Source organism: Paenibacillus sp. XP01 (assembly GCF_057364885.1).
Genome location: NZ_CP139481.1, coordinates 4,899,590 through 4,925,602 on the forward strand (window position 1 = coordinate 4,899,590; position 26,013 = coordinate 4,925,602).

Annotated in this window: 24 protein-coding genes and 1 other RNA gene; 5 read left to right on the plus strand and 20 right to left on the minus strand. The window is 50.6% G+C overall.

All coding sequences use genetic code 11. The features are described 5' to 3' along the window. Positions 1 to 160 precede the first annotated feature (160 nt). Entirely contained in the window at positions 161 to 1,240 is a 1,080-nt protein-coding gene (locus SNR34_RS22075; protein ID WP_486180177.1) for a hypothetical protein, read from the plus strand. Here SNR34_RS22075 and SNR34_RS22080 read toward each other — a convergent pair. Both SNR34_RS22080 and SNR34_RS22085 read right to left on the minus strand, forming a co-directional pair. Then, a complete protein-coding gene (locus SNR34_RS22080) occupies positions 1,232 to 2,527 on the minus strand; it encodes an ABC transporter substrate-binding protein (RefSeq protein WP_486180178.1) in 1,296 nt (431 codons plus the stop codon). The two genes, SNR34_RS22075 and SNR34_RS22080, sit on opposite strands and share 9 nt — an antisense overlap. A 226-nt stretch (positions 2,528 to 2,753) precedes the next feature. Next, on the minus strand, positions 2,754 to 4,088 hold the full coding sequence (locus tag SNR34_RS22085; RefSeq protein ID WP_343261718.1) for a PhoH family protein: 1,335 nt from the start codon (positions 4,086 to 4,088) through the stop codon (positions 2,754 to 2,756). Positions 4,089 to 4,240: 152 nt separating this feature from the next. Between SNR34_RS22085 and SNR34_RS22090 the strand changes: the two genes are divergently transcribed. Continuing rightward, positions 4,241 to 4,924, plus strand: a complete 684-nt coding sequence (locus SNR34_RS22090; protein WP_486180179.1) for a YhcN/YlaJ family sporulation lipoprotein — start codon at positions 4,241 to 4,243, stop codon at positions 4,922 to 4,924. A 7-nt stretch (positions 4,925 to 4,931) separates the two neighbouring features. Here the strand turns inward: SNR34_RS22090 and SNR34_RS22095 are convergent, their stop codons facing one another. From SNR34_RS22095 to SNR34_RS22120, 6 genes are all read right to left on the minus strand, one after another. Next, positions 4,932 to 5,384 (minus strand): pyridoxamine 5'-phosphate oxidase family protein, encoded by a 453-nt coding sequence (locus tag SNR34_RS22095; RefSeq protein ID WP_236416649.1) that lies wholly within the window; start codon positions 5,382 to 5,384, stop codon positions 4,932 to 4,934. Between the two features lie 197 nt (positions 5,385 to 5,581). Continuing rightward, positions 5,582 to 6,640 carry an LCP family protein gene (locus SNR34_RS22100; RefSeq protein WP_236416650.1) on the minus strand — a complete coding sequence of 353 codons (1,059 nt, stop codon included), beginning with the start codon at positions 6,638 to 6,640 and terminating at the stop codon, positions 5,582 to 5,584. Between the two features lie 88 nt (positions 6,641 to 6,728). Beyond that, the gene (locus SNR34_RS22105; RefSeq protein ID WP_236416651.1) at positions 6,729 to 7,025 is read right to left on the minus strand and encodes a YlaH-like family protein; all 297 of its coding nucleotides are present in this window, start codon (positions 7,023 to 7,025) and stop codon (positions 6,729 to 6,731) included. Between the two features lie 238 nt (positions 7,026 to 7,263). Then, on the minus strand, positions 7,264 to 9,111 hold the full coding sequence (gene typA / locus SNR34_RS22110; RefSeq protein WP_236416652.1) for a translational GTPase TypA: 1,848 nt from the start codon (positions 9,109 to 9,111) through the stop codon (positions 7,264 to 7,266). 181 nt (positions 9,112 to 9,292) lie between these two features. Then, a complete protein-coding gene (locus SNR34_RS22115) occupies positions 9,293 to 9,793 on the minus strand; it encodes a hypothetical protein (protein ID WP_343261720.1) in 501 nt (166 codons plus the stop codon). Positions 9,794 to 10,116: 323 nt separating this feature from the next. Beyond that, a complete protein-coding gene (locus SNR34_RS22120) occupies positions 10,117 to 10,776 on the minus strand; it encodes a TerC family protein (protein ID WP_236416654.1) in 660 nt (219 codons plus the stop codon). A gap of 105 nt (positions 10,777 to 10,881) precedes the next feature. Between SNR34_RS22120 and SNR34_RS22125 the strand changes: the two genes are divergently transcribed. Then, the gene (locus SNR34_RS22125) at positions 10,882 to 11,583 is read left to right on the plus strand and encodes a TerC family protein (protein WP_343261721.1); all 702 of its coding nucleotides are present in this window, start codon (positions 10,882 to 10,884) and stop codon (positions 11,581 to 11,583) included. 173 nt (positions 11,584 to 11,756) lie between these two features. On the opposite strand, the gene thiI is transcribed toward SNR34_RS22125, so the two are convergent. The 6 genes from thiI to SNR34_RS22155 all read right to left on the minus strand — a co-directional run bounded on the left by thiI (position 11,757) and on the right by SNR34_RS22155 (position 16,642). Beyond that, the gene (thiI, locus tag SNR34_RS22130) at positions 11,757 to 12,998 is read right to left on the minus strand and encodes a tRNA uracil 4-sulfurtransferase ThiI (RefSeq protein WP_236416656.1); all 1,242 of its coding nucleotides are present in this window, start codon (positions 12,996 to 12,998) and stop codon (positions 11,757 to 11,759) included. A gap of 6 nt (positions 12,999 to 13,004) precedes the next feature. Next, positions 13,005 to 14,153, minus strand: a complete 1,149-nt coding sequence (locus SNR34_RS22135) for a cysteine desulfurase family protein (RefSeq protein WP_343261722.1) — start codon at positions 14,151 to 14,153, stop codon at positions 13,005 to 13,007. Positions 14,154 to 14,319: 166 nt separating this feature from the next. Then, positions 14,320 to 15,096, minus strand: coding sequence for a lytic transglycosylase domain-containing protein (locus tag SNR34_RS22140; protein ID WP_236416659.1), 777 nt, complete (start codon positions 15,094 to 15,096; stop codon positions 14,320 to 14,322). Between the two features lie 206 nt (positions 15,097 to 15,302). Next, on the minus strand, positions 15,303 to 15,713 hold the full coding sequence (locus SNR34_RS22145; protein WP_236416661.1) for a hypothetical protein: 411 nt from the start codon (positions 15,711 to 15,713) through the stop codon (positions 15,303 to 15,305). A gap of 35 nt (positions 15,714 to 15,748) precedes the next feature. Further along, complete coding sequence (locus tag SNR34_RS22150; RefSeq protein WP_236416663.1) at positions 15,749 to 15,967, minus strand: DUF1540 domain-containing protein; 219 nt, start codon at positions 15,965 to 15,967, stop codon at positions 15,749 to 15,751. Positions 15,968 to 16,135: 168 nt separating this feature from the next. Next, positions 16,136 to 16,642 (minus strand): YpuI family protein, encoded by a 507-nt coding sequence (locus SNR34_RS22155; RefSeq protein ID WP_236416665.1) that lies wholly within the window; start codon positions 16,640 to 16,642, stop codon positions 16,136 to 16,138. Positions 16,643 to 16,930: 288 nt separating this feature from the next. Between SNR34_RS22155 and SNR34_RS22160 the strand changes: the two genes are divergently transcribed. Next, positions 16,931 to 18,826, plus strand: coding sequence for a S8 family peptidase (locus SNR34_RS22160; protein ID WP_343261723.1), 1,896 nt, complete (start codon positions 16,931 to 16,933; stop codon positions 18,824 to 18,826). 83 nt (positions 18,827 to 18,909) lie between these two features. Here the strand turns inward: SNR34_RS22160 and SNR34_RS22165 are convergent, their stop codons facing one another. Further along, positions 18,910 to 19,164: a hypothetical protein gene (locus SNR34_RS22165; RefSeq protein ID WP_236416668.1), complete on the minus strand. Its 255-nt coding sequence runs from the start codon at positions 19,162 to 19,164 to the stop codon at positions 18,910 to 18,912. 86 nt (positions 19,165 to 19,250) lie between these two features. Beyond that, positions 19,251 to 20,783, minus strand: a complete 1,533-nt coding sequence (gene pdxR, locus SNR34_RS22170) for a MocR-like pyridoxine biosynthesis transcription factor PdxR (RefSeq protein WP_486180180.1) — start codon at positions 20,781 to 20,783, stop codon at positions 19,251 to 19,253. Between the two features lie 108 nt (positions 20,784 to 20,891). On the opposite strand from pdxR, the gene SNR34_RS22175 reads away from it, so the two are divergent. Continuing rightward, on the plus strand, positions 20,892 to 22,121 hold the full coding sequence (locus SNR34_RS22175; protein WP_486180181.1) for an aminotransferase-like domain-containing protein: 1,230 nt from the start codon (positions 20,892 to 20,894) through the stop codon (positions 22,119 to 22,121). A 225-nt stretch (positions 22,122 to 22,346) separates the two neighbouring features. Here SNR34_RS22175 and rnpB read toward each other — a convergent pair. From rnpB to rpoD, 4 genes are all read right to left on the minus strand, one after another. Next, positions 22,347 to 22,755: RNase P RNA component class A (rnpB, locus tag SNR34_RS22180), an RNA gene on the minus strand. 86 nt (positions 22,756 to 22,841) lie between these two features. Next, a complete protein-coding gene (locus SNR34_RS22185; protein ID WP_236416671.1) occupies positions 22,842 to 23,957 on the minus strand; it encodes a Nif3-like dinuclear metal center hexameric protein in 1,116 nt (371 codons plus the stop codon). Continuing rightward, positions 23,924 to 24,691, minus strand: coding sequence for a tRNA (adenine(22)-N(1))-methyltransferase (locus SNR34_RS22190; protein ID WP_343261726.1), 768 nt, complete (start codon positions 24,689 to 24,691; stop codon positions 23,924 to 23,926). Before SNR34_RS22190 ends, SNR34_RS22185 begins: the two co-directional genes overlap by 34 nt. A gap of 180 nt (positions 24,692 to 24,871) precedes the next feature. Beyond that, on the minus strand, positions 24,872 to 25,999 hold the full coding sequence (rpoD, locus tag SNR34_RS22195; protein ID WP_236416673.1) for an RNA polymerase sigma factor RpoD: 1,128 nt from the start codon (positions 25,997 to 25,999) through the stop codon (positions 24,872 to 24,874). Positions 26,000 to 26,013 lie beyond the last annotated feature (14 nt).

Genomic DNA, 26,013 nt, shown 5'->3' on the forward strand with positions numbered 1-26,013 from the left:
TTTTTTGCCGTTTGTTGACGTACGTTTAGAATATTTCCATACCATCGCTACGAAGCAGCCAGCTTTTATTGAGGATAATTCCGCTTTCGGTTTCATATATTGTTCTCAGGACTTGAAGCTTGTACGATGAAACTATTCACACAGAGAGGAGAATGAACTGGTGAAGGGTCGATCCGCCATTGCTGCCCTGGTCTGTGCCTTGTTATGCATACAACTTACATCGACCTATGTTTATGGAGAAGATTACTCCCCTGAGGAAACTCGCGCCCTGCTGCAAAAAAGCCTGTCGATCGTCGAGATTGACCATGAGATTGAACGGATCGAGGAACGGCAGCAGCAGCTCGGCCAGGAGCAACAACTACTGCAGGTTCAGCTTCGGGAACAGGAAAACGAGATACATATTCAACAGGATCGGGCCGGGGAAGTGGTCAGGTCCTATTATATGGGGGAACGCGATAGCCTGCTTATGGCCGTCTTGGGTGCCAGATCGCTGAAGGATTTATTCGTATTATATGATTATTATCAGATCATTATTGGCAGGGATCGGGCGGTTCTCGACAAATACCAGGAAAGGTATGACAGCATGCTGCAAACCTCCCTGCGGATTGCCGAAACCACCGACGAATTAAACGTTTTAAAAGCCGGTTTGCAGAACCAGCGGAAACGCGTTGCCGCGCTTCAAAACGAGGTGGATGGCGAGTTGGCCAAAAGCGATAATGCTGCGGCCATTCAGAAGCTGATGGAGGAATTGACGAATTACTGGGAAAACATCGGCATTTATGAAGTCAAACGTTACTTCAAGGCGCTCGCAGCGGCCATGCAAAATCTGCCGCAGTTCATCCAGGAGCAAAATGGGGGGATCTCCACGACAGGAACGACGTACACGATTCGAATCGGGCAGGATGAACTTAATGCATTTTTGCGCGAACAAGATCCGATTTTTGAAAACTTTGCTTTTCAGTTTGACGAGAACAAGATTACGGCCGCGGGACAGCGTGACGAACTGCAGTTAAGCATCGAGGGTCATTACACGGTTGAAAACGAGCCACAAAATTCCATCCGATTTCATGTGAACAAACTGGTATTTAACCAGTTCGAACTGCCCGATACAACCCGCCGCATGTTGGAACGTGAATTCGATCTTGGTTTCTATCCCCAGAAGATTCTATCCTTCGTCAAAGCCACGGAGGTATCGACCAGCAAAGGTGTTCTTGAAGTGAAGCTCGCCATCTCATTCTGACCCGTTCGCGTGAATTTCCAAAATACGTTTCACGTACTGTTCGGCCTTTAGTTTTCCCCGGAACAGCTGTTCCATACTCGTACTGTAATCGTGCAGCTGGGATTCGCCGATTTCGTGCATGCTTTCTCCCTTGCCCCATGTTTCTCCGTTCGTTAACTTAAATTGGTTTTTGAGCATTTCCATTTCTGCATCCAATTGCTCCTGCCTGGCAGGCATTCGGCCTGTACGGCTGGACCATTCGGCTTGAATGATAACGGATGTCATGCCTTCAATCCATTTGCTGGCATGTTCGGAAACGGATGAACCGGCTGTAATTACGAAGCTTCTGGAATGAACCATGGCAAGTCCGGCCAGCGTGACGGACGCCTTGGAATCCTGGCTTCCCAGGATTCCGCCCCCCTTCTTGGACGCTTCGCTCCCTTTCTTCCACTGTGCCAATGATGTGACAACCATCGGAAGCTGATCCGGATTCGCTGCAGTTGCTGAAGTTTCGTTTCCATCGAAAGTTACAACATATTTTGGCATCGTGTTTAATAATTGCAGCGCTTCCCGTTCTTCTTTGTTGGGTTCGGCCCAGTTGGCAGGATTCATCCGAGTCGGAACAAGCTTTGGATGGATCTGATTCAGCCACGCACTGATCGCAAATGGATCGCTTGCATCCAATCCGAGCAGCTTTTCCTGGCTCGATGCCCCCCTTCCTTTTACAAATGCATTCCATTGCTCCGCGGTGAGCAAGGGGGAATCCAGTCCTGCTTTGTTGATAAGGAACGGTCTGGATGCCACAACATATGCATCAAAATCAAAAGGCATTGCCCATTGATAGCCATTCCACTCGGCACTCTTCCTAAAGCGCAGAACGGTGTCTCCCGCCGATTTGGCCAAAGACGTGCCATTTAGAGGATATAAATTCCCCCGTTTGGCATAATGCTGCACCTCTGCATTGTCCATCAAAATGACGTCTCCGCCTTCTCCCAGCGCAAACTCTTGATTTAAAACCTGTTTATATGTATCTGGTTCTACATTTCGGAGCTGAATCTCTATATGCTGCAATTCCGCAACCTGCTTGGCGATTTCTTGAAATGGCTTGAAATCCTCTGAAGACATGGAAACAACGATTTCTACCGGTGCTTGCTGCTCCTCGTTTCTGGATGAGGACCCTGGAAAAGAATCTTCCTCCTGTTTCTTTTCCGGATTCAATGGCGTACCTCGAAAATCAAAGCTCGGGGACAAAATAGTCAGCGACAGCAGCAGTACGGCGAACAAAACCACTTGATGTCTCCGCTTCATTAAATATTCTCCCCCTCAATGCCTAGTTTTTCCTGCAACATTCATTGTAACAAAAAAATGATGCTATTGTCCTATTGATGCTAAAAAACAGCCTTCCGGCTTTTTGCCATACTTTGAGCATAACGCGTTCTGTCCAATATCCATTCGATCTTTTTTCAGCAAAAAACCGGCTCTAGGAGCCGGTTTGGACCAATCATTTTCCGGGAAATAGTTCCATGTCATCCGATTACAGCAGATCAGCAGCGAGTTGGGCCAGCTTGGAGCGCTCTCCTTTTTCAAGCATGATGTGCCCGCTGATTCCCTCCTGTTTGAACCGTTCTACTACATACGTCAGTCCATTGCTTGCCGAATCAAGATAGGGGTGGTCAATCTGTTCCGGATCCCCCATCAATATGATTTTGCTGCCTTCGCCGACGCGTGATACGATCGTTTTCACTTCATGCCTCGACAAGTTCTGTGCTTCATCCACAATGATGAACTGTCCGGGAATGGACCGTCCGCGAATATACGTTAACGCCTCAACTTGGATGCTGCCAAGCCCCATCAATATTTTGTCGATATCGCCGGCTTTTTTGGTATCGAAAAGAAATTCCAAATTATCATAGATCGGCTGCATCCATGGACGCAGCTTCTCTTCCTTTTCTCCCGGCAAATAACCGATATCCTTGCCCATGGGAACAACGGGACGAGCAATCAACAGCTTTTTGTATTTATGGTCATCCTCCACCTTGAGCAATCCGGCTGCCAAAGCGAGCAGCGTCTTCCCTGTTCCCGCCTTGCCGGTAATGGTTACCAGAGGAATATCGTCGTTCAAAAGCAATTCCAGGGCCATGCGCTGTTGTGCATTTCGGGCCACAATTCCCCACACATTATCATTGCTCAAATACAGCGGTTCAAGCCGGGTTCCTTCTCCGTTCACTTTAAGCAACGCCGATTTGTTGGTTCCCATCTCGTCCTTGAGAATCACAAACTCGTTGGGATATAGCATATAAGGCAATTGCAGCGGCTTAATCGGCAAGAAACGATATGTGTAAAACTCATCGATTACCGACGGATGGACTTTAAGCGTTGTATAACCCGAATAAAGCTCGCTCGGCCCCGCTGTCCGATCCGACAAGTAATCCTGAGTGACCAGTCCGAGTACATCGGCCTTGATGCGAACAAGCACGTCTTTGCTGACCAGGACCACCTGAGTCTCTGCATTCTCCTTTTCGTTTTCTTCGATCTGATAATTCAGCGCAACCGCCAAAATCCGATTATCGTTGGATATCTCGCCGAACATTTCCTGCACCTTAACGAAGCTGCGATGATTCAGTTCCACTTTGAGACTGCCTCCGCTGCCAAGCGGCACCCCGCTATGCAAGTGTCCTAACTCGCGCAAACCATCCAGCAACCTGGACACGTTTCTGGCATTACGGCCAATTTCGTCAGCATTTCTTTTTTTGGAGTCAATCTCCTCAAGCACAACCGCGGGAATGATGACCTCATGTTCCTCAAAGGCAAATATGGCATTGGGGTCATGCAAAAGCACGTTGGTATCCAATACAAAAATCTTTTTCATTCAATCCCCTCCAAAGCGGCGTCGTTAAAGGCGTAGATCGGTTGATCTTTCAGCAGCGGCATGGACAATCATCCTCCCATACATAAATGTATTCGTGTAGGACAAAATAATTGTCAACCATTCTGAAAAACTACAGGAAAGGATGAACATTCATGAAAGGTTGGATTTGCGCGCTGCTTCTGATCTTTATACTTACAGGTTGCAGCACAACCACACGCAGTGCTTCGCAGGAGAACAACACGAATACCCGTGAACGTGCAGCAACTCGGCAAGATCTCCAGGGAGGAGCCCACAGTCTCAATACTGAAAATCGTCGGATGGAATCCGCAAACACGAACCGTGCCAATGAAAGACCAAGCCAAACCGTCCGTGAGGCCGAAAACGTAAACCAAACGGGCAAAATGCCCCATGAACAACGCATCACTCATCTGAAAACGTTGGCCAAGAAGGTCGAAGGGGTACGTGATGCCAATTGCGTCATTTTCGGCAATACGGCCATTGTCGGCATCGATGTGGATGGCAAGCTTGATCGGGCACGGGTCGGTACGATTAAATATTCCGTGGCCGAAGCATTGCGCAAAGATCCGGAGGGCGTCGATTCCATCGTAACCGCAGATGCGGATGTCTCCGAACGAATCAAAGAAATCGGAGAGCATATCCGCAAAGGCAATCCGGTATCCGGTTTTGCATCAGAGCTTTCGGACATCGTCGGCCGAATCATCCCCCAATTGCCCAAAGACGTCAAAGTACGCCAAAATCCGAATGAAAACGTCAATACGGAACGACATATGCAGCAACTGCATTCTTCTGACAGAAAGCAACAAAAAGCCCAGTGATCTCTCACTAGGCTTTTTTCATGGCAGCAAAGACCTGCTGATCGAGTTTCTCTGCAGCTCTTTGATCATATATTTTGACATATTGAGGTACGGAGGCCAATTCGGCTCCATAAAAAAGAGCATTACGTACCGCTTCGATGGAAATGTCGAAACAGCACATGTTGAACGGAACCTCTTGCAGCGGATCTTGTCTCACCGAGGCACGACCGTTGATGGCGTATATCGTGCTTTCTCCAAAAACGGTAACGGTAATCGCCGGGTTGCGGATGATATTGTTCACCAGACGGGAACGATGGTCAAGGGCAATACGAAGCGTAGAAGCATTCTCCGCATAAATCCAGGAGATTACGCTTGACGTGGGTCCGCCGGATTCCGCATCAACGGTAGCCAGCAGCACAAACGTCTCGCTTTTGAATTGCTGCAAAAGGGATTCAGTCAATTGTGTGACAGCTTCAGACATCGAACCAGCCTCCCCAACCTCATCATGCCATGCTTTGTTCATTCCATTGATAAATGGATTGCTATAGAACCCGTATTAATAGAATCACGCTAGGCCACCTTCAAATGCAGATGTGCATGTTGCAAGTGCTTTGGAGCTTGATGATTAAAGATATTATAACATACGATAGATCAAGCTTCCAATCCCTACCGTGCAGTCTATTCCGATTTCGAAGCGGCGGTCACCTTGCCTTCAAGGGTATCTTTCAAGGCTTGTTTGGCATTTGCCAGCTCCGTCTCATTGATATAAACATAAGGGCTTTTCCATTCGCCGGTCACCGGCGTGTAATGCACGTCTTCTTTGGAAATATTCCAGTAGGTTGCAATCAGATTTTTCATCTGGTCGGATTCCACGTCGGTGGTCATGTTGTTATCGATCGCACCGATCACTTTGCTAATCTTCGTTATGCCACCTAACGATTTCAGCTGGTCAAGCATGGAATTCAGCACCTGATTTTGACGTTGATTGCGGTCAAAATCATTCGATTCCGCCGTTTTCGGGCTGCAATTCGATTTCCGGTAACGTACAAAATCCAGGGCCTTTTTGCCATCCAAATGTTGCGGGCCTGCCACGAGATTAATATCCGTTCCATCTGCCGTATCGCGGTAACACATGTTTTTGTCCACCGTGACATCCACGCCGCCGACCGCATCCACGCCATCCCGAAATGCCTGGAAATTCAAGACTGTTGCGTAATTGATATCGACATCCAGATATTTGCTCATCATGTCCTTCATCTGGTCCTCGGCCTTTTTGCCGCTTGTTTTTTCCTGTGCCTTGAATCTTGGATAATAAGCATTCAGTTTGTTGCTTTTATATCCATCCAGGACGATGCGTGTATCGCGAGGCAGGGAAACAATGGTGGCCGTTTTGGTAGCCGGATTCATCGCTGCAACCATCACCACGTCTGACAGATAGGTTCCGGTCTCCGGGCGATTATCGGTACCCAGCAGAAGCATCGTCAACGGTTTGCTTTGAGCTTCCATGCCGGAAGGCACAGGTTTGTCAATTCCGGTGTGGGCAACTTGATTATAGATCCAATACAAGTATCCTCCGCCTGCAATGATGCAGATGAAAAGCAAGCTCAATACAACTTTGGCAAAGGTACGTTTCCGTTTCTTCTTGGGCGGCTTTTTCTTTCCGTTATTCGATCCGGAAGGGCTTGTTGTTCCGGCTGCCTTCCTTCGCGGAGGAAGCCCGTTCGAATTCGAGTTCATATCCTCAACACCTTTATCACATCTGTTTTTTGCCTTTAAAAAGACAACCGTTTCCCCGAAGGAAAACGGAAGTATATACGGGCATATGTCATGAATTACGTGCGGTGGATTCCGCTTTTTTCTTTTGTCGGCCTTCGATAAAATACCTGATCCGCACAAGCAGCATCAATCCTACGGCCACAAGCAGGCACTGGATGATCGGCAGCTTGTCGATCTGAAAAACAAGAAGCATGAATGTGCCCATCGCCATCAAAATATACAGAAAGATTTCCTTAACGAGCGGTAATTTCTGACGAACCCGAAACACCTTGTTATACACGTAAGTAATCAGCACAAAGATGACGATGTAGGCTACGATCGGGTGTGACGCGAACCATGCTTGCATGCATAGCCAGCTCCTTTCGCAAATCATGCTTGGGTGATATAAGTTAAACACATTGCTGATGAGTCAAAACCCGGTGCATCTGCCTGCCAAGTGGCCGTTCCGGTTGCGGGTCGTTCTTCCGACCTTCGTTATGCTTCTACAGAATCGATCCCGCTCCCTTCACTACTTTTGCAGGAAGAAGCACCTTCTTTGTGAACCCACCATCAAACATTAACTTATTATTTTATTTTGGTCAGGCTTAAGCGTTATTTTGTGCCATTTTGCGTTGTTTCTCGGCACGCTCGCGCTCGCTCTTATTCAAGATCTTTTTGCGCAGACGAACAGATTTCGGCGTAATTTCACAATACTCGTCATCGTTCAAATATTCAAGTGCCTGCTCCAGGGAGAAGATCATTGGCGTCTTCATTTTTACGGTATCGTCTTTGGTTGCGGAACGGACGTTGGTCAATTGTTTTTCTTTGCAAATGTTAACCACGATGTCGTTGTCACGCGTGTGCTCACCGACGATCATGCCTTCGTAAACCTCGGTTCCCGGCTCCAGGAAGAGCGTTCCGCGATCTTCGACGCCGATCATGCCGTAGAACGTCGTTGTACCATTCTCCGTCGAGATCAATACGCCTTGGTGACGGCCGCCCACTTGACCGCCGATCAGTGGAGCATAGCTGTCGAACGCATGGTTCATTACGCCATAACCGCGAGTCAGCGTCAGGAAGTTGGTACGGTATCCAATCAGGCCGCGTGCAGGAATCAAGAATTCGAGGCGAACTTGACCGTTGCCCGTGTTGACCATGTTTACCATTTCCGCTTTGCGCGAGCCCAGGCTTTCCATAACGGCACCCATGCTGTCTTCCGGAATGTCGATCAACAGGCGTTCAACCGGCTCCATTTTTTTGCCGTCGATTTCTTTGACGATAACTTCCGGTTTGGATACTTGAAGCTCATATCCTTCGCGGCGCATGTTTTCGATCAGAATCCCCAGGTGAAGCTCACCGCGTCCGGAAACGACAAATGCATCCGGACTGTCGGTATCTTCAACGCGAAGGGACACGTCGGTTTCCAATTCTTTCAGCAAACGTTCACGCAGTTTACGGGAAGTCACCCATTTACCTTCGCGGCCTGCAAAAGGACTGTTGTTCACGAGGAACGTCATTTGCAGGGTCGGCTCATCGATTTTCAGAACCGGCAGCGCTTCAGGTTGGTTTGGATCTGCGATCGTTTCACCGATATTGATGTCCTTGATCCCTGCGATCGCAACGATATCCCCTGCTCCGGCTTCTTCGATCTCAACACGTTTGAGGCCTTGGAAGCCGAACAGTTTCTCGATGCGCGCAGATTTGCTCTTGCCGTCACGCATAATGACGGTAACCGCTTGGCCTTGCTTGATCACTCCGCGGTTCACGCGGCCGATCGCGATACGGCCCAGGTATTCGTTATAATCCATCAGTGTAACGAGGAATTGCAGCGGCTCTTCCACGTTCTCCGTTGGGTAAGGAATGTGGCTTACGATCGTATCGTAAATCGCCATCATATTGTCATCTTGCTTGGCAGGGTCATCTTCCATGCTGGATGTACCGTTCAATGCCGAAGCATAAACAACCGGGAACTCCAGTTGATCGTCGTTCGCGCCCAGCTCGATGAACAGGTCAAGCACTTCATCGATGACTTCCGCCGGACGTGCGGCAGGACGGTCGATTTTGTTCACGATGACGATCGGCGTCAAGTTGTGCTCCAGCGCTTTGCGCAAAACGAATTTCGTTTGCGGCATGCAGCCTTCGTAAGCATCTACAACGAGCAGTACGCCATCGACCATTTTCATGATCCGCTCTACCTCGCCGCCAAAGTCGGCGTGTCCAGGTGTGTCCACGATGTTGATGAGATAGTCTTTATAAGTAATGGCTGTGTTTTTGGCCAAAATCGTAATACCGCGTTCGCGCTCCAAGTCGTTGGAGTCCATGGCGCGCTCCTGTAACGTTTCATGGTCACGGAAAATACCGGACTGTTGCAGCAATTTGTCGACAAGCGTCGTTTTCCCGTGGTCGACGTGGGCAATAATCGCAATATTGCGAATGTGTTCTCTTGAATGCATGGTTTGTATCCATATCCTTTCCAAATTCAATTCTTTATCTTATCTACTAAACTTCCCACAGGTTCGCAGGTTACTCACAAAATAAGCGTCGGTGATGTCCCGACGCGTGTCCTAACCCTTTTATTATAGTTGATCATAAGTAAAAATCAAGATATTTCGCCTTCGCCATCCCTGTGAATGGCTACCAGCCTTTTCGCTGCCTTCCGTTCCCGCGACCGAGCAGCAACCATATTCCACCAAGGATGAGAAGCACGGCAAGCACATAGATGATTCCGGAATGCAGCAAAGTGAATGCCAGCAATATGATGGATATACCGCCCAGGATAAAAGCAGCCGTGAGCACTTCCGGCGGTCTGCGGCGATCAACCATCGCATACTCCAGCAATCCGATCGCAACGCCGAGCAGCAGGACGGGCCACAGTCTTCCCATCAACCCCGCACCCCACGTATTTGTAATTCCAAACAATAGGCCGTATACCGTCAGGGTCCCTGCCGGAACGAGCGACCAAGCCGGGGCTAGGCGCATGTAGTACATGGCATGCAGCGCGATTCCCGGCAACAAAATGAGCAGCGGCCAGAAATGCCGGCCAATGAATCCAAAAACCCCCAACTGCCCTAATAAAATAATGAGACCTGCAGCAACAATGAATATACCGATCGCTTTTTCGTTTCGCTTTTTCAACCAATATCACCTCTTATCCCGTTTGATGCATGTAGAAATGTAGAGCAGCCGATGTTCCATACGTGGCCAAAGCACGCAGCTTACTATAAGTGTAGCCCATGTTTGCGCAAAAAACTATACCGTATGTCGCTAATGGTGGCCTCTTTTGTGTTCATTCCTCAGCCTTTTCAAATTTTATCCATATGGATCAGGATCCCTTTTACAATCGATTTTTATACATTTAGAAAGCCGCCCGTGTTGGGCGGCTTGGCTTTCCTACGATATACCGAGGACACAGGGCAGCATATATTTTATTCTGCTCTACGGCAGAATGACATGAGGAACTATACATTTTTCCGTACAAAGCGGTGAGCTCCTCCAATCGCAATAACAAGGCAAGCCATGGCGACCGGCAGCAGCGTATGCGCTTCTGCAGTCAATCCGTGTAACCACTGTCCCAGCTTCGGATCGCTCATCACCATTTCTCCGGCGGTATAGGCCAGAATGCCTGAACCCGCAAATACCAATATCGGATATCGTTTCAACAACCCCACAATCAGGCCGCTGCCCCAGATTACGATCGGAATGCTGATCGCGATCCCGATAACCGTAAGCGCCAGATCACCGTCCGAGATCGCCGCGATGGCGAGCACATTGTCCAGGCTCATGACAAAATCGGCAACCAGAATCGTTTGAATGGCCTTCCATGTCGTCGAGGCCCCCTTGACTTCCACTTCATCTTCATTTTGCAGGAGCAGCTTCACCGAGATCCACAACAGCAGCAGCCCTCCTGCTGCTTGAATGAAAGGAATGCCTAACAGCATGACCGCCACAAAAGTCAATGCACAGCGTAGAATGACAGCGCCGAACGCGCCCCACCATACTGCCTGTTTACGCTGATTCAATGGAAGGTCTTTGCTGGCCATGGCTATGACTACCGCATTATCTCCGCTTAATACCAGATTGATCATCAATATTTCCATCAGCATCCACAATGTATCCACGTCTCTCATCCCCCCACTTAACTTGTATGTTAAAGTTGTCCATGCTATGCTTATCGATTGAACAAGCTTAAGCTTAGGGATGGATTAATCGAAGGAGTGACGATGATGGAGCTGTTTAGTCCCGCATTTTGGCTTGCATTGTTAAATGTTGTGTTTATCGATCTGATTCTGGCGGGCGATAATGCCATCGTCATTGGGCTCGCTGCTCGAAATTTGCATCCTTCCGTGCAAAAAAAGGCGATTCTTTACGGAACGGGCGGAGCCCTTCTGATACGTATTTTGGCAACGATTGTTGTATTATGGCTGCTGCAAATTCCTTGGCTGCTGCTGATCGGCGGACTAATGCTCATCTGGATCGCTTATAAATTGCTGGCAGACCAAGGCGAGGAGCATGCCGACATCAAAGCCGGAAGCTCCTTATGGACTGCCGTCCGAACCATTATCATCGCCGATGCCGCCATGGGTCTGGACAACGTGATTGCGGTAGCCGGTGCCGCCCAGCAGCATCTGGTGCTCGTCATTATGGGTTTGCTGATCAGCGTGCCCATTGTCGTTTGGGGCAGTACGCTGTTCATCAAGCTGATCAACCGATTCCCTTGGATCATCTATCTCGGAGCCATCGTGCTTGGTTATACGGCTTCCAACATGATCACAGAGGAACGCCGGCTTGAAGCGTTCTTTGCGGAGCACGCCGTACTCAGGGTGCTGTTCATCATCATTGTGATCGCAGCCATTGTGTTCGCAGGATACCGCAAACGGTCAAGGGGACCCAAACGGGAGGATGAAAGACAGCATTCCTATTCCTGACATCAAAACACATTTGCAAAGAACGTTGGCAGCATTTGTAGAATGGACGCAAAAAGGACTGGTCGACATCATGTCGATCAGTCCTTTTTTTCGTGCTGCTTTATTTTACATCATTCGACTCGGATAACATAACGTTCGTTATGTCGATGCGTCGGGCAGCTCTACCCTAACGGTCAGAACCACTCTTCCTTGATATCGGACGACGTGTCCGCAGAACCGAATGGAAGCGGTTCGCCGGCACGCAGCACCAACGTTTCCGTCTGGGCCACAGCCTCATCCACCCATTCCGGAAGCTCCGTCAACGACTCTTCGATTCGCTCCACAATTCGCAAATTCGGATTCGTCGTCGGCGATTTGGGCACAAACAACGTGCAGCAATCTTCATAAGGCAAAATGGAAATATCGTACGTTCCGATTTTTTTGGATAAACCGATAATTTCCTCCTTGTCCATCATGACCAGCGGCCTGAGCAGGGGCAAATCGGTGGCCCGCCCGATGACGTTCATGCTTGGCAGCGTTTGGCTGGCTACTTGTCCCAAGCTGTCTCCCGTAATCAGCGCAAGCGCTCCTTCGCGCTCTGCCAGTTTAGTGGCGATGCGCAGCATGGAGCGACGCATCAACGTAATGATCAACTTGTCCTGTCCGACCTGGGTAAATGAGGTCTGAATTTTGGTGAAAGGCACCAGATGCAGCTTAATGCTTCCCGCATGTCCTGCCAGGGCGGCTGCCAGTTCAATGACTTTTTCTTTGGCCCGCTCGCTTGTAAACGGGTAACTATAGAAGTGAACGCACTCCACCTCCAGCCCACGTCTCATAGAGGACCAGGCAGCGACCGGACTGTCAATGCCGCCGGATAACAGCAGCATTCCCTTGCCGTTCGAACCAAGCGGAAACCCTCCCACTGCCGGGATTACTTCGTTGAAGATATAGGTCCCCTGATCCCGGATCTCCACGCGAAGCTCGATATCAGGATTGCGCACGTCGACACGGAGCTGCGGGAATTCCCGCAGGACGGGCGAACCCACGATGTGATTCATCTCATGCGAGGAATGAGGGAAAGCTTTCCAGGCGCGCCGGGAGGTCACTTTAAACGTTGTGCCTTCTTTAAACACTTCTGAGCGTTCATGCATGAAGGCAACGGCGGCCGTCACAATTTCATCCTTTTCGGAAGAGGTCACAATGACCGGACTGATCGACACTACGCCGAACACCTTCTTGAGCGCATCAATCAGCTCGGTGTGAGGCTCGCCCCCCAGATCCACGTACAATCTGCCGAATTCTTTGCGGAGCTGTGCAGCCGGGTAGGGCTTAAGCAGCGAGCGCACCTGATTGATAATCGTATTTTCGAAACGGGAACGGTTCTTCCCCTTCAGCATGAATTCTCCGAAACGGAGAAGCAGCATATCGTATTTCATCGGTTATTACATCCGCCTTTCCAATGGACGCAGCTGCGCCACCATCTGTTTCAGGGCCTGTGCAAGCACGGCCACGTCTTCTTCTGTATGTTCGTCTCCCAAACTGATACGCAATCCTCCGGCAGCCGTCGCCTGATCTCGGCCCATGGCCAGCAGCACTCTGCTCGGTTCGGCTGAACGCGAGGAACAAGCCGATTGCGTAGACACGGTTACTCCGAGCTGCTCCAAAGTGTGCAGAGCAACTTCCGCTTTCATGCCCGGGTATGAAAAATGAACGATATGAGGTGCTCCACCCTTGCCACTGTTCAGCACAAATTCCGGAATGCTTTCGATCGTCTCCATAATCCGATCCCTCAGCACGGTCGTTCGTTTGGCAAAATCAGCCTGACGTTCGGACGCAAGGCGCATCGCTTTGGCCATGCCGACAAACAGCGCCACATTTTCAGTTCCGGCCCGTAATCCCCGTTCCTGCGAACCTCCGGACAGAAGCGGAGTCAGTTCCACGCCGCTGCGGACATACAAAAGGCCCGCCCCTTTGGGGCCGCGGATTTTGTGGGCGGACAGACTGTATAGATCGACTCCCCATGTCGCAGGGGCGGCTTCGATTTTGCCAAAACCCTGAACCCCGTCCACATGGAACAATACGCGCGGCGCCTGCTTTTTGAGCAGCCTGCCCACTTCGGCCACGGGCTGAATGGTTCCCGTTTCGTTGTTGACATGCATCAAGCTGACCAGCACCGTATCCGGTCGGAGCGCGTCCAGAATGTGCCGAGGATTTACTTTTCCTGCCGAATCCACCGGGATCCAGCTGACCTCCCAGCCCCAATCCTGTAATTGCAAAAAGCTTTCATATACCGACGCGTGCTCCGTTGCCGTGGCAATGATATGTTTGCCGCGCGAAGCATAGTGCAGCGCCGAGCCTTTAATCGCAAGATTGTTGCTTTCCGTGGCTCCGGAGGTAAGCACGATCTCGTCTGCTTTGACGCCCAAGGCATCGGCACAGACCGTTCTTGCCCGGCGAAGCAGCTGATGGGCCTTTTCACCAAAACCATGGATGGAGGAAGGATTCCCGTAATGGGCTCCCATGATCTCTGCGATCGTTTGCACCACTTCTTCATAAGGCGGGGTGGTTGCCGCGTAATCGAAATATTTCAAATGAGGGCGAACCTCCCTTTTCTCATTATGGCTATTTTTCTACAGTCTGCATTGTAACACGAACCTGTCCCAACACAAAAAGACCAAGCAGGAAAATGGCGCAATTGCCAACACTTCCCGCCTTGATCTTTCGGAACCAGCCTTCTGCGGCCTGTTATGAGAACATCTATGCGATGTATTTTTGGCGCGCCTTTTCCACCTTCGCAATGTATGCCTGCGTTTCGGCTGGCAAGCGGCCGATCACGCTCATCAGCTCGCTGTCGGTGGACACGCCCAGCTTCGTCACGCGTCCTGGCCCTGCGTTGTAGGCGGCAAGCGCCATGTTCACCTGACCGCCGAAACGTTGGAGCTGAAGCGAAAGATACTTCGTTCCGGCATCGATGTTCTGCGCAGGGTCGAACGGATCGCTGACTCCCAGTCCGGCTGCCGTTCCGTCCATAAGCTGCATCAATCCTTTTGCGCCGGCCGAGGAAACGACATTCGGATTGAATGAGGATTCCGTATCGATCACCGCTTTGATCAAGGATTCAGGCACTCCGTATTTGGCGCTTGCGGCCGCGATCAGCGATTCGAAATCGGTAGGCACGGAAGAACCGGAACCGGAATCGGCCGAACTCACATTCGTCGACGCATTTAATGAAACTTCCGGACTGTTGGCGGAGGCGTATGTGTTTTCGTAGGTACCCGCATCCGCAGCATACGCACTTCCCAATTGCAGCCAGAGCAAACCGTCAAGAGATCTGTTCGCAAGCGGAGCTTGCGTAGAATTGGCCGAAGGCATCGAAGCTGGGGAAGCACTCGTTCCCTTCCCAAGCAGCCCGTCCATCAATTCGGCAAAATCGGAGACGGTATCCGACGTTCCTTCCGATCCGATCGTTTGACTCAGAACATTGGACAATTGCGTCTCCAACAGTTTCCGTGATGCGCTTGAATCAATCTGCATGTATTCTCTCCACTCCCGTGTCATATAGCATCAACTTTCTGCCTACATTCTACATGGTTTTACAAAATACTGCCATCGTTTTCAGAAAAATTATTCCAAACCTCCTGTCTTTTGCGTAAACACGAAAAACCCTTCTTCCGATATCGGAAGAAGGGTTTGCTCTGCGTTAATCAGGAAGGAGCAATGCAGTTCTCCAAGCCTGCGTTTTAACGGGCAAACGGAATCATGAAAAAGTAACTCAACGTGGCGACAATGCCAAGCCCCATCGACCATGCTCCAGACGTTTTATGTCCGTTCGCATAAGCATAATACCCCAACACTGCAGCGGCCGGCCCCAAAACGATGGACCACATAAACAGCGAAGCGATCCCGCAGGCCAAACCGACATATCCGGATACCTTCCCGCTGGATTCCGCAATACGATCTGCCTCGTGTTTTACCGGAACGGCTTCCTTGCGTTTGACTTCTTCTCTCCGGTATGAGGTAGGCGGAGCCACCTCTGCACCATACTCTTCACGATGTGCACGTCTCGGGAAATCAACGCGTTTCCGATCTACCGTGTCATCGCTTTTAGGCTTGGATGAAACTTCATCATTGCGGTCATGTTCATCTTTCATTTCAGTACACCTCCGTAGATGAATGGAATGAGAGCTTATTTAGGCCTAAATGTATGACAGCAAGTGGCCGAAGAAGTGCTGGCTTGATCTTGGTGCTCGGAATCAAACATCTCGCCGGCGAATTCCTCAGCATAATGACTTCTGGCATGCTGATCGATGTCAATCATGATCGCGTCTGCATGACAGAAATTGTTTTCTCCCCAAAAGTGGCAATTCGATACGCTACATTTGACGATTGGCTTGTTGTCACTCATTTGTTTTATCACCTCGAAGCTATTGTCCCCGCTGCCCGATTCGGCTATTCCGCCTGCGAAATGCCAGATGATGTCATGCCGATGCCAAGGCAAACATGAGACAACGCACAAAAAAAACCGCCGAAAATCGGCGGTTAGTTCTTCATGTGTATCGGGTATGCCACAATGCTAAGCGTGATTACGCTGATTTTGCATCCGGCGCTGAGTCAGATAATCGCTCTCATAATAAGCCAGATCATCGCGCAATTCTTCGTAGGTTTTGGAAATTTCCAAAACGACGTCACGCACGGCGCGAACGGGCTTGTCACGGAAACGGATCGCGTCTTGCCCGGTATAGGCATATCTTCCATCTTCGGAATAACATTCGTTTTTGGGATAGAAGAAGCTATTGATGCATTGGTGGTACGTATGATAAAGAGCCTTTTCGGCAAATTCGACATCGAAGTTGGCACGACGCAGCACAACGCCAAGTTTTTCGTAAGAAACTTCAGAAAAAACGAGCAGATGACGGAGATCCGATAAAAATCCTTTGTAAAACGCCGTCGATTCTTCCGTCTGATTCTGATCCAATTCAGGCAAGGAATGTTGATTCAAAAATTGTTCGATCCGATCAATAGCTGGTTTTAACTTTTCCCTCGTTGACTCACAAATTTTTTGTACATTGGCTGCTGTCATAAAGATAGCTCCCCCTTAGATAAGTCCTTACATATAAATCGGCCACAAAAATGTTTCGTTTGACCGTGAATTCTCAGCTACTATCCTACCATAAAAAGGTGCCAAAAGGTATCCCTTAATCTTCCTTATTATTTCCAGCCTTTCACAACGACATTTCTGCATCATTTCTGGGCTGTTCTGCATAAAAATATGTCCTTCTCCTAACGATAACACCAAGCGCGGACAACATGGAATCGGCATGATGCGATGATTGCTGTCCAGACCAACAGAGGAGGTATGGTTTCCCCCATGTCGAGACCGAAATGGAAAAATTGGACCCTTGCCGCAGGCGTTGGCGCACTGACCTTGGTTCTGCTTCTTCCCACAATGTATCGCCCGGACACGAACCAAAGGAATCAAGCGCTTCCCCAGGCCCCACGCGAGCACCAGGAACAAGCCAGTAAACAGCGCCTCAAAGTACAGGATGTTAAAGCAACCGATATGCTGACACGCATGGATGCCAAGCAGCATTTAGCCGCTTTGCTGGATAAAACCGCCAAAATGTCCGAAGCGGATCTGGCCCGGTACATGAACGAATTGCAGCTTTCACATGCACATATTCGGTTTGTGGATATTGTCGACGCCAAAGGATCCATCCAAAAGCATTACGGCAAAAAGCCGCAGGATGGGAGCACATTGGAGCATCAAAAGCTGGAGCATTCCATGAGCCTGGCCAAAAAAGCGGTAATGGACCGCAAAAGCTTTGAATCGTCATCCTTTTCCGTAGGAAATGATAAATATTTTGTCATGGCGCTGCCCTCCAAAGAAGGCAAAAATTCCGTGATCGCCCTGTTTAATCAACAGATCCTGAACTCGGTGGAACAGCACCAGCGCAGAAACCTGCGTATGATTCCCTATCCACGCGAAGGCAAATTCCGCGTTGAATCGGTACACCCCGATACGTTGAACGAAATCACCGTGAAAACGGGACACGACAATGCCAACGCCAGCCATTTTTATGAAAATGAAATCGTGGTCCGGTTCAGGCAGGACCCGGGAGAACGGGACATGCGCATCATCCGTGCTGACCTTCATGCCTCGAAAGCACGCAAACTGGGGTATACCTATGTCTTCCGCTCCGAGCAAATGAGCTACAAACAGCTTCATGACTATTTCGAGCGCAAGTGGAATCCCTTGTACATGGAACCCCACTACATGTATTTAACCAACGAAACCGCCGTTGAACAAACGGATGTACCGGTTCCGAACGATATTTTGTTTTCCGATTATCAATGGAACCTGCCCGTTATCGAAACCAATCGAGGGTGGAACATTACGAAAGGAAGCAAAGATGTCATTATTGGCGTTGTGGACACGGGCGTGGACCTGGACCATCCTGACCTGAAAGGCCGGGTGCTTGAAGGATACAACGTGATCGACCCTTCCAGCCGCCCTCTGGACGATGTAGGTCATGGCACTCACGTAGCCGGAATCATCGGAGCCACCGTCAACAACAACGAAGGTGTGGCAGGCATGAGCTGGTACAACAAAATTTTGCCTGTCAAAGTGCTGGACAACTCGGGTTCGGGCACTACTTATGCCGTCGCCGAGGGCATCATTTGGGCAACCGATCACGGCGCCAAAGTCATCAACATGAGTCTGGGCAATTACGCAGACGCACAGTTCCTTCATGATGCGATCAAGTATGCTTATGACCGTGACGTCGTGCTGATTGCGGCCACAGGGAACGACAATACCGAGCGTCCAGGATACCCTGCCGCTTATCCCGAGGTGTTTGCCGTATCCGCCACCGATCCGGATATGAACAAAGCTTCCTACTCCAATTACGGAGATTACGTCGATGTCATGGCTCCTGGCACAAGCATTGCCAGCACCTATCCCAAGAACCAGTATGCCGCGCTGTCAGGCACATCCATGGCCAGCCCGCATGTGGCGGCTCTTGCCGGGTTGATCCGTTCGCTCAACCCCGACTTGACCAATACGGAAGTGATGGATCTGATGCGCCAAAGCGTCATCGACCTCGGCGACCCGGGACATGACAAATACTACGGTTATGGGCAGATCGATGTTTATAAAGCGCTGCAAGCCGCTGCAGGCAAAAGCGCCCCTTTGCAATTCTGGCCGCAGCATGTACGCGAGCAGATGGACAATATTTTGAAAAAATACACGGAATCTTCGAAATAGGCAAAAATAAAAGCAGCAGCGCCCCGGGGGCGTAATGCTGCTTTTTGGTATGCGTAATGGTTCCCCGGGGCCTTAACGCTGCTTTAGCGTTTGCGGGAAGACGTACGGGCTTTGCCTTTGTTCTTCCCTGCTTTTTTGCTGCGGCGGCTGGACACGTATACCGGACCCTGCTCTTTAACGACTACCGGATACACATGATGCGGAACAGGAACGCAGTGGTGCTGATTAATGACTTCAACCGGGTGAATAATCGGCTGTACTTGCGGGTGATAAAAATCATTCACGACTTGAATCGGATCACAAACGATAGGATCGAGCTCAGGACAACAATGTCTCATCTCAAAACCAACTCCCTTTCAAGTGATACTATAGAGTATTGCGGAAGGACGAAAGTGGATTGGATGGATGTCCTGACTCCGACGAATTAAATCAGCGGCAGCCTGTCCGCTGTTGTCCTTCCCCCATGGGGAAGCATCGCGCGGATCGCCTCGCATAGGATACGAAGGCCTTCCCGCAGCGGCTCGGGACCCGTTACGGTAAAACAGATGCGAAGACTTGCGTCATCCATCTCTCCCGCATAACAGGCAGAGCCCGGCAAAAAGGAAACACCAGCCGCGTGCGCTTTGCGATGTAATTCATGCATGTCGATCCCGGCCGGCAACTGCAGCCACAAATTTAGCCCCCCTTCGGGCAATATCCAATGCACGCCGTCCGGCGCATGCCTTTCGAGAACGCCCGCTGCAGCCTGCAGCCTGGCGTACAGCTCCTTCCGCAGTCCTTGGATATATGGTTCATATTGATGCTGGATGAAAGACTGCAGCGCTTTCTGGGTAAGCAGCGGACTCCCGAGGTCTGCCGTCGATTTGGCCGCCACCAATCGGGTAAGCACGCTCCCGTCGGCGATGGCGCACGCCACGCGGCATCCCGGAGAAAGCACTTTGCTGAAGCTTTTGATGTATACGACATGTCCAGTCCTGTCCAACGATTTGATCGAGGCTGGCGGAGGGGCATGAAAATGCAGATCGGCGAACGGATCGTCCTCCAGAATGAGGCAATGGTAGCTCTGGGCCAGATTCAGCAGCTCCGCCTTTCTTTTGGCGCTCATCGTAATGCCTGTCGGATTGTGAAAAGTCGGGATCGTATATATGAGTTTGGGCGGGTAAGAATCGCACAGGCGGGTAAGCAGGTCGATCCGCATGCCTTCCTGATCCATCGGAACGGTGATGATTTTCGCGCCTCGGCTCGTAAAAACATCAATGGCGCCGGTATAGGTGGGAGCCTCCATATATACCACATCTCCGGGTCCCACAAACGTTCGGGCTACAAGATCGATCCCTTGTTGGGTTCCGCTTGTGATCAACATCCGTTCCGGTGATGCTTCCAGCCCTCTCGCCGCAAAATGCTGCGTAAAAATTTGCCGAAGTTCACGGTCTCCCTGGAATGAACCATAGTAGGCCATGCGTTCCGGATGGTCCGAAGACAAATGATATGCGCTGTCGATAATATCCCGAGTGGGCAGCAGCTCAGGCTGGATGGCAGACATATGAAACTCGTAGCGGACCTGCGGGGAAGCGTCGAAATGGCGCCAGAGCTGGGCACGCGGCAAATAATCCACTAACGCCAACTGCCAGTTCAACTCTGCGCTGACCTGACCCTGTCGATGCACGTTTTGGTGTTTTGGCTGCCCCCCGTTTCCGACTTGTTCAGCTTCGTCTTTTTCAAGCGCTCTGACATAACATCCCTTCCCCTGCGAGCAAACAATCAGTTGACTGGACTCCAATTCTGCATAAGCTTTGGACACGGTAACCAGGCTGACGCCAAGGTCTGCAGTCAATTTCCTTACGGACGGCAGGCGGGTGCCTGGCGCAATAAGGCCGGATCGGATGCGGTCCGCGATCGTTAGGGCGATTTGCATGTACAGCTTGGTGCTGCTCCCCCGCTTCAATTCAATGTGCATCATCATGGCCTCCAACTGTTATGATTCTCGCTTTACTGTTATACAGCAGACCGAGTATAATAGCGAATAATATAAGTATAACAGTGAATAACAGGAGATGAGAACACGATGAATATCCCTTGGTCCAACATGGCACAAAATACCCCGTCCTCTGTCGTTCGCGACATGCTTCAGGCTGCGCAGGCACCTGGAATGATTTCGCTTGCCGGAGGCCTTCCAGCCCAAAGCTCCTTCCCGTTGGAAGCCATCCGCGATGCATATGCCCGAGTTTTCGCCGACGGCCCCGCTGCCCTTCAATACGCGGAAACCGAAGGCTATCGGCCACTGCGTGTCAAGATCGCTGACCGCCTCCAGTCCAAGGGCATTCCGGCTTCGCCGGACCATCTGCTCCTGACTACGGGATCGCAGCAGTCCATTGACCTGGTATGCCGCATCCTGCTGAATCCGGGTGATCATGTGCTTGTTGAATCGCCGACGTATTTGGCCGCACTGCAAGTCATCCAATCTTACCAGGCCCAATCCCATGGCGTTGCTTGCGATGACGAAGGCATGCTTCCCGAATCCCTTGAAGAAAACCTGAAGCTATACCGTCCAAAATTGGTCTACATTAATCCAACGTTCTCCAATCCGGCGGGTAAAGTGTGGAGTCGTGCTCGCAGGCAGCAGGCGGTTGACCTTTGCCGAAAATACGGCGTGCTGATCCTGGAGGACGATCCTTACGGTGAGATCCGCTTTAATCCAGAGCAATTGGATGCACCTGCCCTTGCTGAGCTTGATGCAGAAGGTTATGGCAGTCCATCCAACGTTATCTATACCAGCACCTTCTCGAAAACGGTGGCTCCCGGCCTTCGAACAGGCTGGATCCTGGCTGCGCCGGACGTGATCAAAATGGCAGCCCGCTCCAAACAGGGGGCAGACCTCCACTCCAGCAGCATTGACCAAAGAGCGTTGCATGCCCTGATGGAGTCCTTCGATCTGAACGGACACATTCGTCAAATTTCCAACGACTATAAACAGCGGATGCAGAAGATGACTTCGTTGATGTCGGAAAAATCATGGGAAGGCATTACGTGGAACTCCCCGCAGGGAGGCATGTTCTTATGGTTGGAGCTGCCTGAATCGATGTCTGCAGCTACATTGTTCACCTACGGCATTCAGGAAAAAGTATGTATCGTGCCGGGCGATTCCTTCTATGCCGGCACACCGGAAACGAACCGCATGCGCATCAACTTTACGCATACCGATCCCGATCAGCTGCCCGAAGCGGTTGAACGGATGGATCGCGCCATCCAGCGCTGGCATGCGGCTGTACAATCCGACACGGCCGTTACGCTATAATCATCTCTTTCATCCGACCAAATTCTCCTGGAAGAGTTTGGCCGGATGAAATATTTATATTCATAACAAAAAAGGCGGCAGTCTCCGTATCACGGATTCTGCCGCCTTTGTGCATGTATGGCGATGAGCTGCTCATCACTTGCTTCAGCATCGTTCGTCACGCGAAGCGATGCAACATAGCGAAAAGAAAAAATAAAGAAATTACATGATCCACGTTGTTGCAGTTAGGAAAGCTTACCGTAAGCCGGGTTCTGTGCTCGTCGTGGTTCAGACGGGAACTACCCTCCCACCATAAGCGACAATCATCTATCTAGGCCATGCATTGCTGCATGGCTCAAGCGACCAACCTAGACACACCTCGGGCTAAGGCTGCCTAATCCGAAGATCAGGCCGTGTCCCATTAGGTCTTGCTCCAGATGGGGTTTACCAGGAACGAAGTCACCAGCGTTCCTCGGGGTCTCTTACACCTCGGTTCCATCCTTGCCTGTGCCGGAAGATCCGGCCATCGGCGGTCCATTTCTGTGGCACTATCCTTCAACTCGCGCTGACTGGACGTTATCCAGCATCCTGCCCTGTGGAGCCCGGACTTTCCTCTCGTGGCAACAAGGCCACCAGCGATTGTCTGTCAAGCTTTCCGAAACAACATTATATAGTATACAGGGATTCCTTTTGACATACAAGCCTAATGTTATTGGAAATGCTGCCTCCATAACCTCTATCTTACATGAATTGGAATACTTCCGTGTTGATTTCGGAAGCGGTCACCTGAGTAGAATAGCGTTTTTCCTCCAAATGGGTCCGCAGCCAGTCCGCCGTTTTCGCTTTCATGATTTTCTCGGCATTATGGCCTACGTCAATGATGCACATACCGGCCATCAGCGCATCGTGCGCCGTATGATAATCGATATCCCCCGTGACAATAGCGTCCGCTCCTTTGAAACGGGCGGTAAGCACGTAACGGCTTCCTGAACCTCCAAGCACGGCTGCTTTTTTGATCGGTTTAGCCAAGTCGCCAACAACGCGCACGTGGGGCACGTTCAGTTCCTTTTTAACGACCTCTACCAGTTCACCCAAGGTCTTTGTCTCCTGAAGAGGTCCCAAACGCCCCAGACCCAACGTACGGCCCTTTAAATCCATCGGATACAGGTCATAAGCCACTTCCTCATAAGGATGGGCTTTCAGCATCGCCTGAATGACCTTGCTGCGCAGGCTTTGCGGCACGATCGTCTCGATCCGCATTTCTTCCACCCGCTCCATTCGGCCTTGTGCACCGATAAACGGCTGGGTCCCTTCGCCTGGCACAAACGTGCCTGTGCCTTCCGTGTTAAAGCTGCACTTCTCGTACTTGCCAATGCTTCCTGCCCCGGCTTCCAGAATCGCCTGCAGCACTTGTTCATGATGCGTGCGAGGCACGAATACCGCCAATTTGAACAGCTGGTCCGTATGTACGTCCTCCAGCGACTCCTTGCTGTTGATGCCGATGGCCTCGGCCATCCAGTCATTCATGCCGCCTTCCGCCACATCCAGATTCGTATGGCTGATATACACCGCGATATCATGTTTGATCAATTTCTCGTACAACTTGCCCATCGGCGTATCCGTGCTCAACGATTTGACAGGACGAAAGATGATCGCATGGTGCGCAATGATCAGGTTGGCGCCGATACGAATGGCTTCATCGACGACTTCATTGGTGACGTCGAGGGCAACGAGCACATGGTTGATTTCTTTTTGCAGACTGCCCAGCTGCAGTCCGATTCGATCATCCGGGACAGCCAGATGTTTGGGAGCGAGCTGCTCCATCAGTTGAATGACGGTTTGACCTTTGGCAAACATGTAAGAACCTCCTTCAGACTCGTAATCAGTCGTTCCACCTCGGAAGCCTTGTCCCGGGCAGTATCGGAATCGGATCTGGCAATGGAATCGGCAACGCCTTGCAGTTTGGCGATCTCGCTTTCCCATTTTGCAAAAAACACTTCGTTCGGACGATCGACCAAATACGGCCCCATGCGCAGCAATAAATCCTGCGTCAACTCGATCCCGTTTCCAAGCGGCCGCGGGCGATATACTTCTTCATTGGCGATCGGGCTTTGCGATTGCGGCATAGCCGTAATGATTTCGTAAATTTTTCCGTCTTCCTCCAGCAACCGCTCAGCCACGACGACCCAGCCGTGTTCAAGCAGCCAGCGTCGCAGAATGTCCTCGCCTACGTTCGGCTGCAGCACAAGCAGGCTGACCTCGTCCAGTTTGTCGTACCCACGGTCCAAAATGGAAGCGATCAAAGCCCCTCCCATACCCGCAATCGTGATAACGTCGACCTCTCCCTTGGAAATGACCTCAAGGCCATCTCCCCGGCGCACCGTGATCTGCCCCTCGAGAGCAGCATCGCTCACCTGCTTGCGGGCAGCTTCATAAGGTCCCGGATTGACCTCCCCCGCAACGGCCAGTGCCGCTCGTCCGCTGCGGACGGCAGCGACTGGAAGCAATGCATGGTCTGAACCGATATCTGCCAGACGGCTGCCCTCCGGAATTTGGTCGTGAATTAACTGTAATCGATTCGAAAGTTTCATGAACACCTACACCATTCATTAGTTTTGGATTTGCATTAGGCAGCGAAAAGCGATAAAATAAAAGCCAATCAAACATTTCAAGGATTAATTTCCAAAACCAAGAAATGAAGACTTTAAAATTAAAAACAAAGGAGACCCCGCCTTCGCCTCAGCTTTTGCGGAAAGTCTCCCATGATCATGTTATTCGAGGAAATCTTTAAGACGTTTACTGCGGCTTGGATGACGCAGCTTGCGAAGAGCTTTGGCTTCAATCTGACGAATACGCTCACGCGTCACGCCAAATACTTTGCCCACTTCCTCCAATGTTCTGGTCCGTCCATCATCAAGTCCGAAACGCAAACGCAGTACGTTCTCTTCACGCTCGGTCAACGTATCCAGAACGTCTTCAAGCTGCTCCTTCAGCAGTTCGTAAGCGGCCGCATCCGCTGGTGCAAGCGCTTCTTGATCCTCGATGAAGTCACCCAGATGAGAATCGTCCTCTTCACCAATCGGTGTCTCAAGGGAAACGGGTTCCTGAGCAATTTTCGTAATTTCGCGTACTTTTTCCACGCTCAGATCCATCTCGGCTGCAATCTCTTCGGGCGTCGGTTCGCGGCCCAATTCCTGCAACAGCTGACGGGATACCCGAATCAGCTTATTAATGGTTTCAACCATATGCACCGGGATACGAATCGTTCTCGCCTGGTCGGCAATGGCACGCGTAATGGCCTGGCGAATCCACCATGTCGCATACGTACTGAACTTGAAGCCTTTTTTGTAGTCGAATTTCTCTACGGCTTTGATCAGCCCCATGTTTCCTTCCTGGATCAAATCAAGGAACAGCATTCCACGTCCTACATACCGCTTCGCGATGCTGACAACGAGTCTGAGATTCGCTTCCGCCAAACGCCGTTTGGCTTCTTCGTCCCCTTGCTCGATCCGATTCGCAAGTTCAATCTCATCGTCCGCAGACAACAAAGGTACACGACCGATTTCTTTGAGATACATCCGGACCGGGTCGTTGATTTTGATCCCTGGAGGCAAGCTCAGGTCATCATCAAAGTGGAATTCGTCGTCCGAATCCCGCCCTTCTCCCTCTTCCCCGGGCCGAACCTCTTCATTATTTTCATTCACCACATCAATGCCAAGATCGCTCAGTTGTTCGTAAAACTCATCCATTTGTTCCGGATCCTGATCAAATGGGGAGAGCTTCTCGATAATTTCTTTGTAGTTCAATGACGATCTTTTCTTGCCTTGTTCAATCAATTGATCCTTAACCTGATCCAGCGTCATTTCTGTTTCTAGTTCAGTATGCTGATCATTCGCCATAACTTCGACTCCCT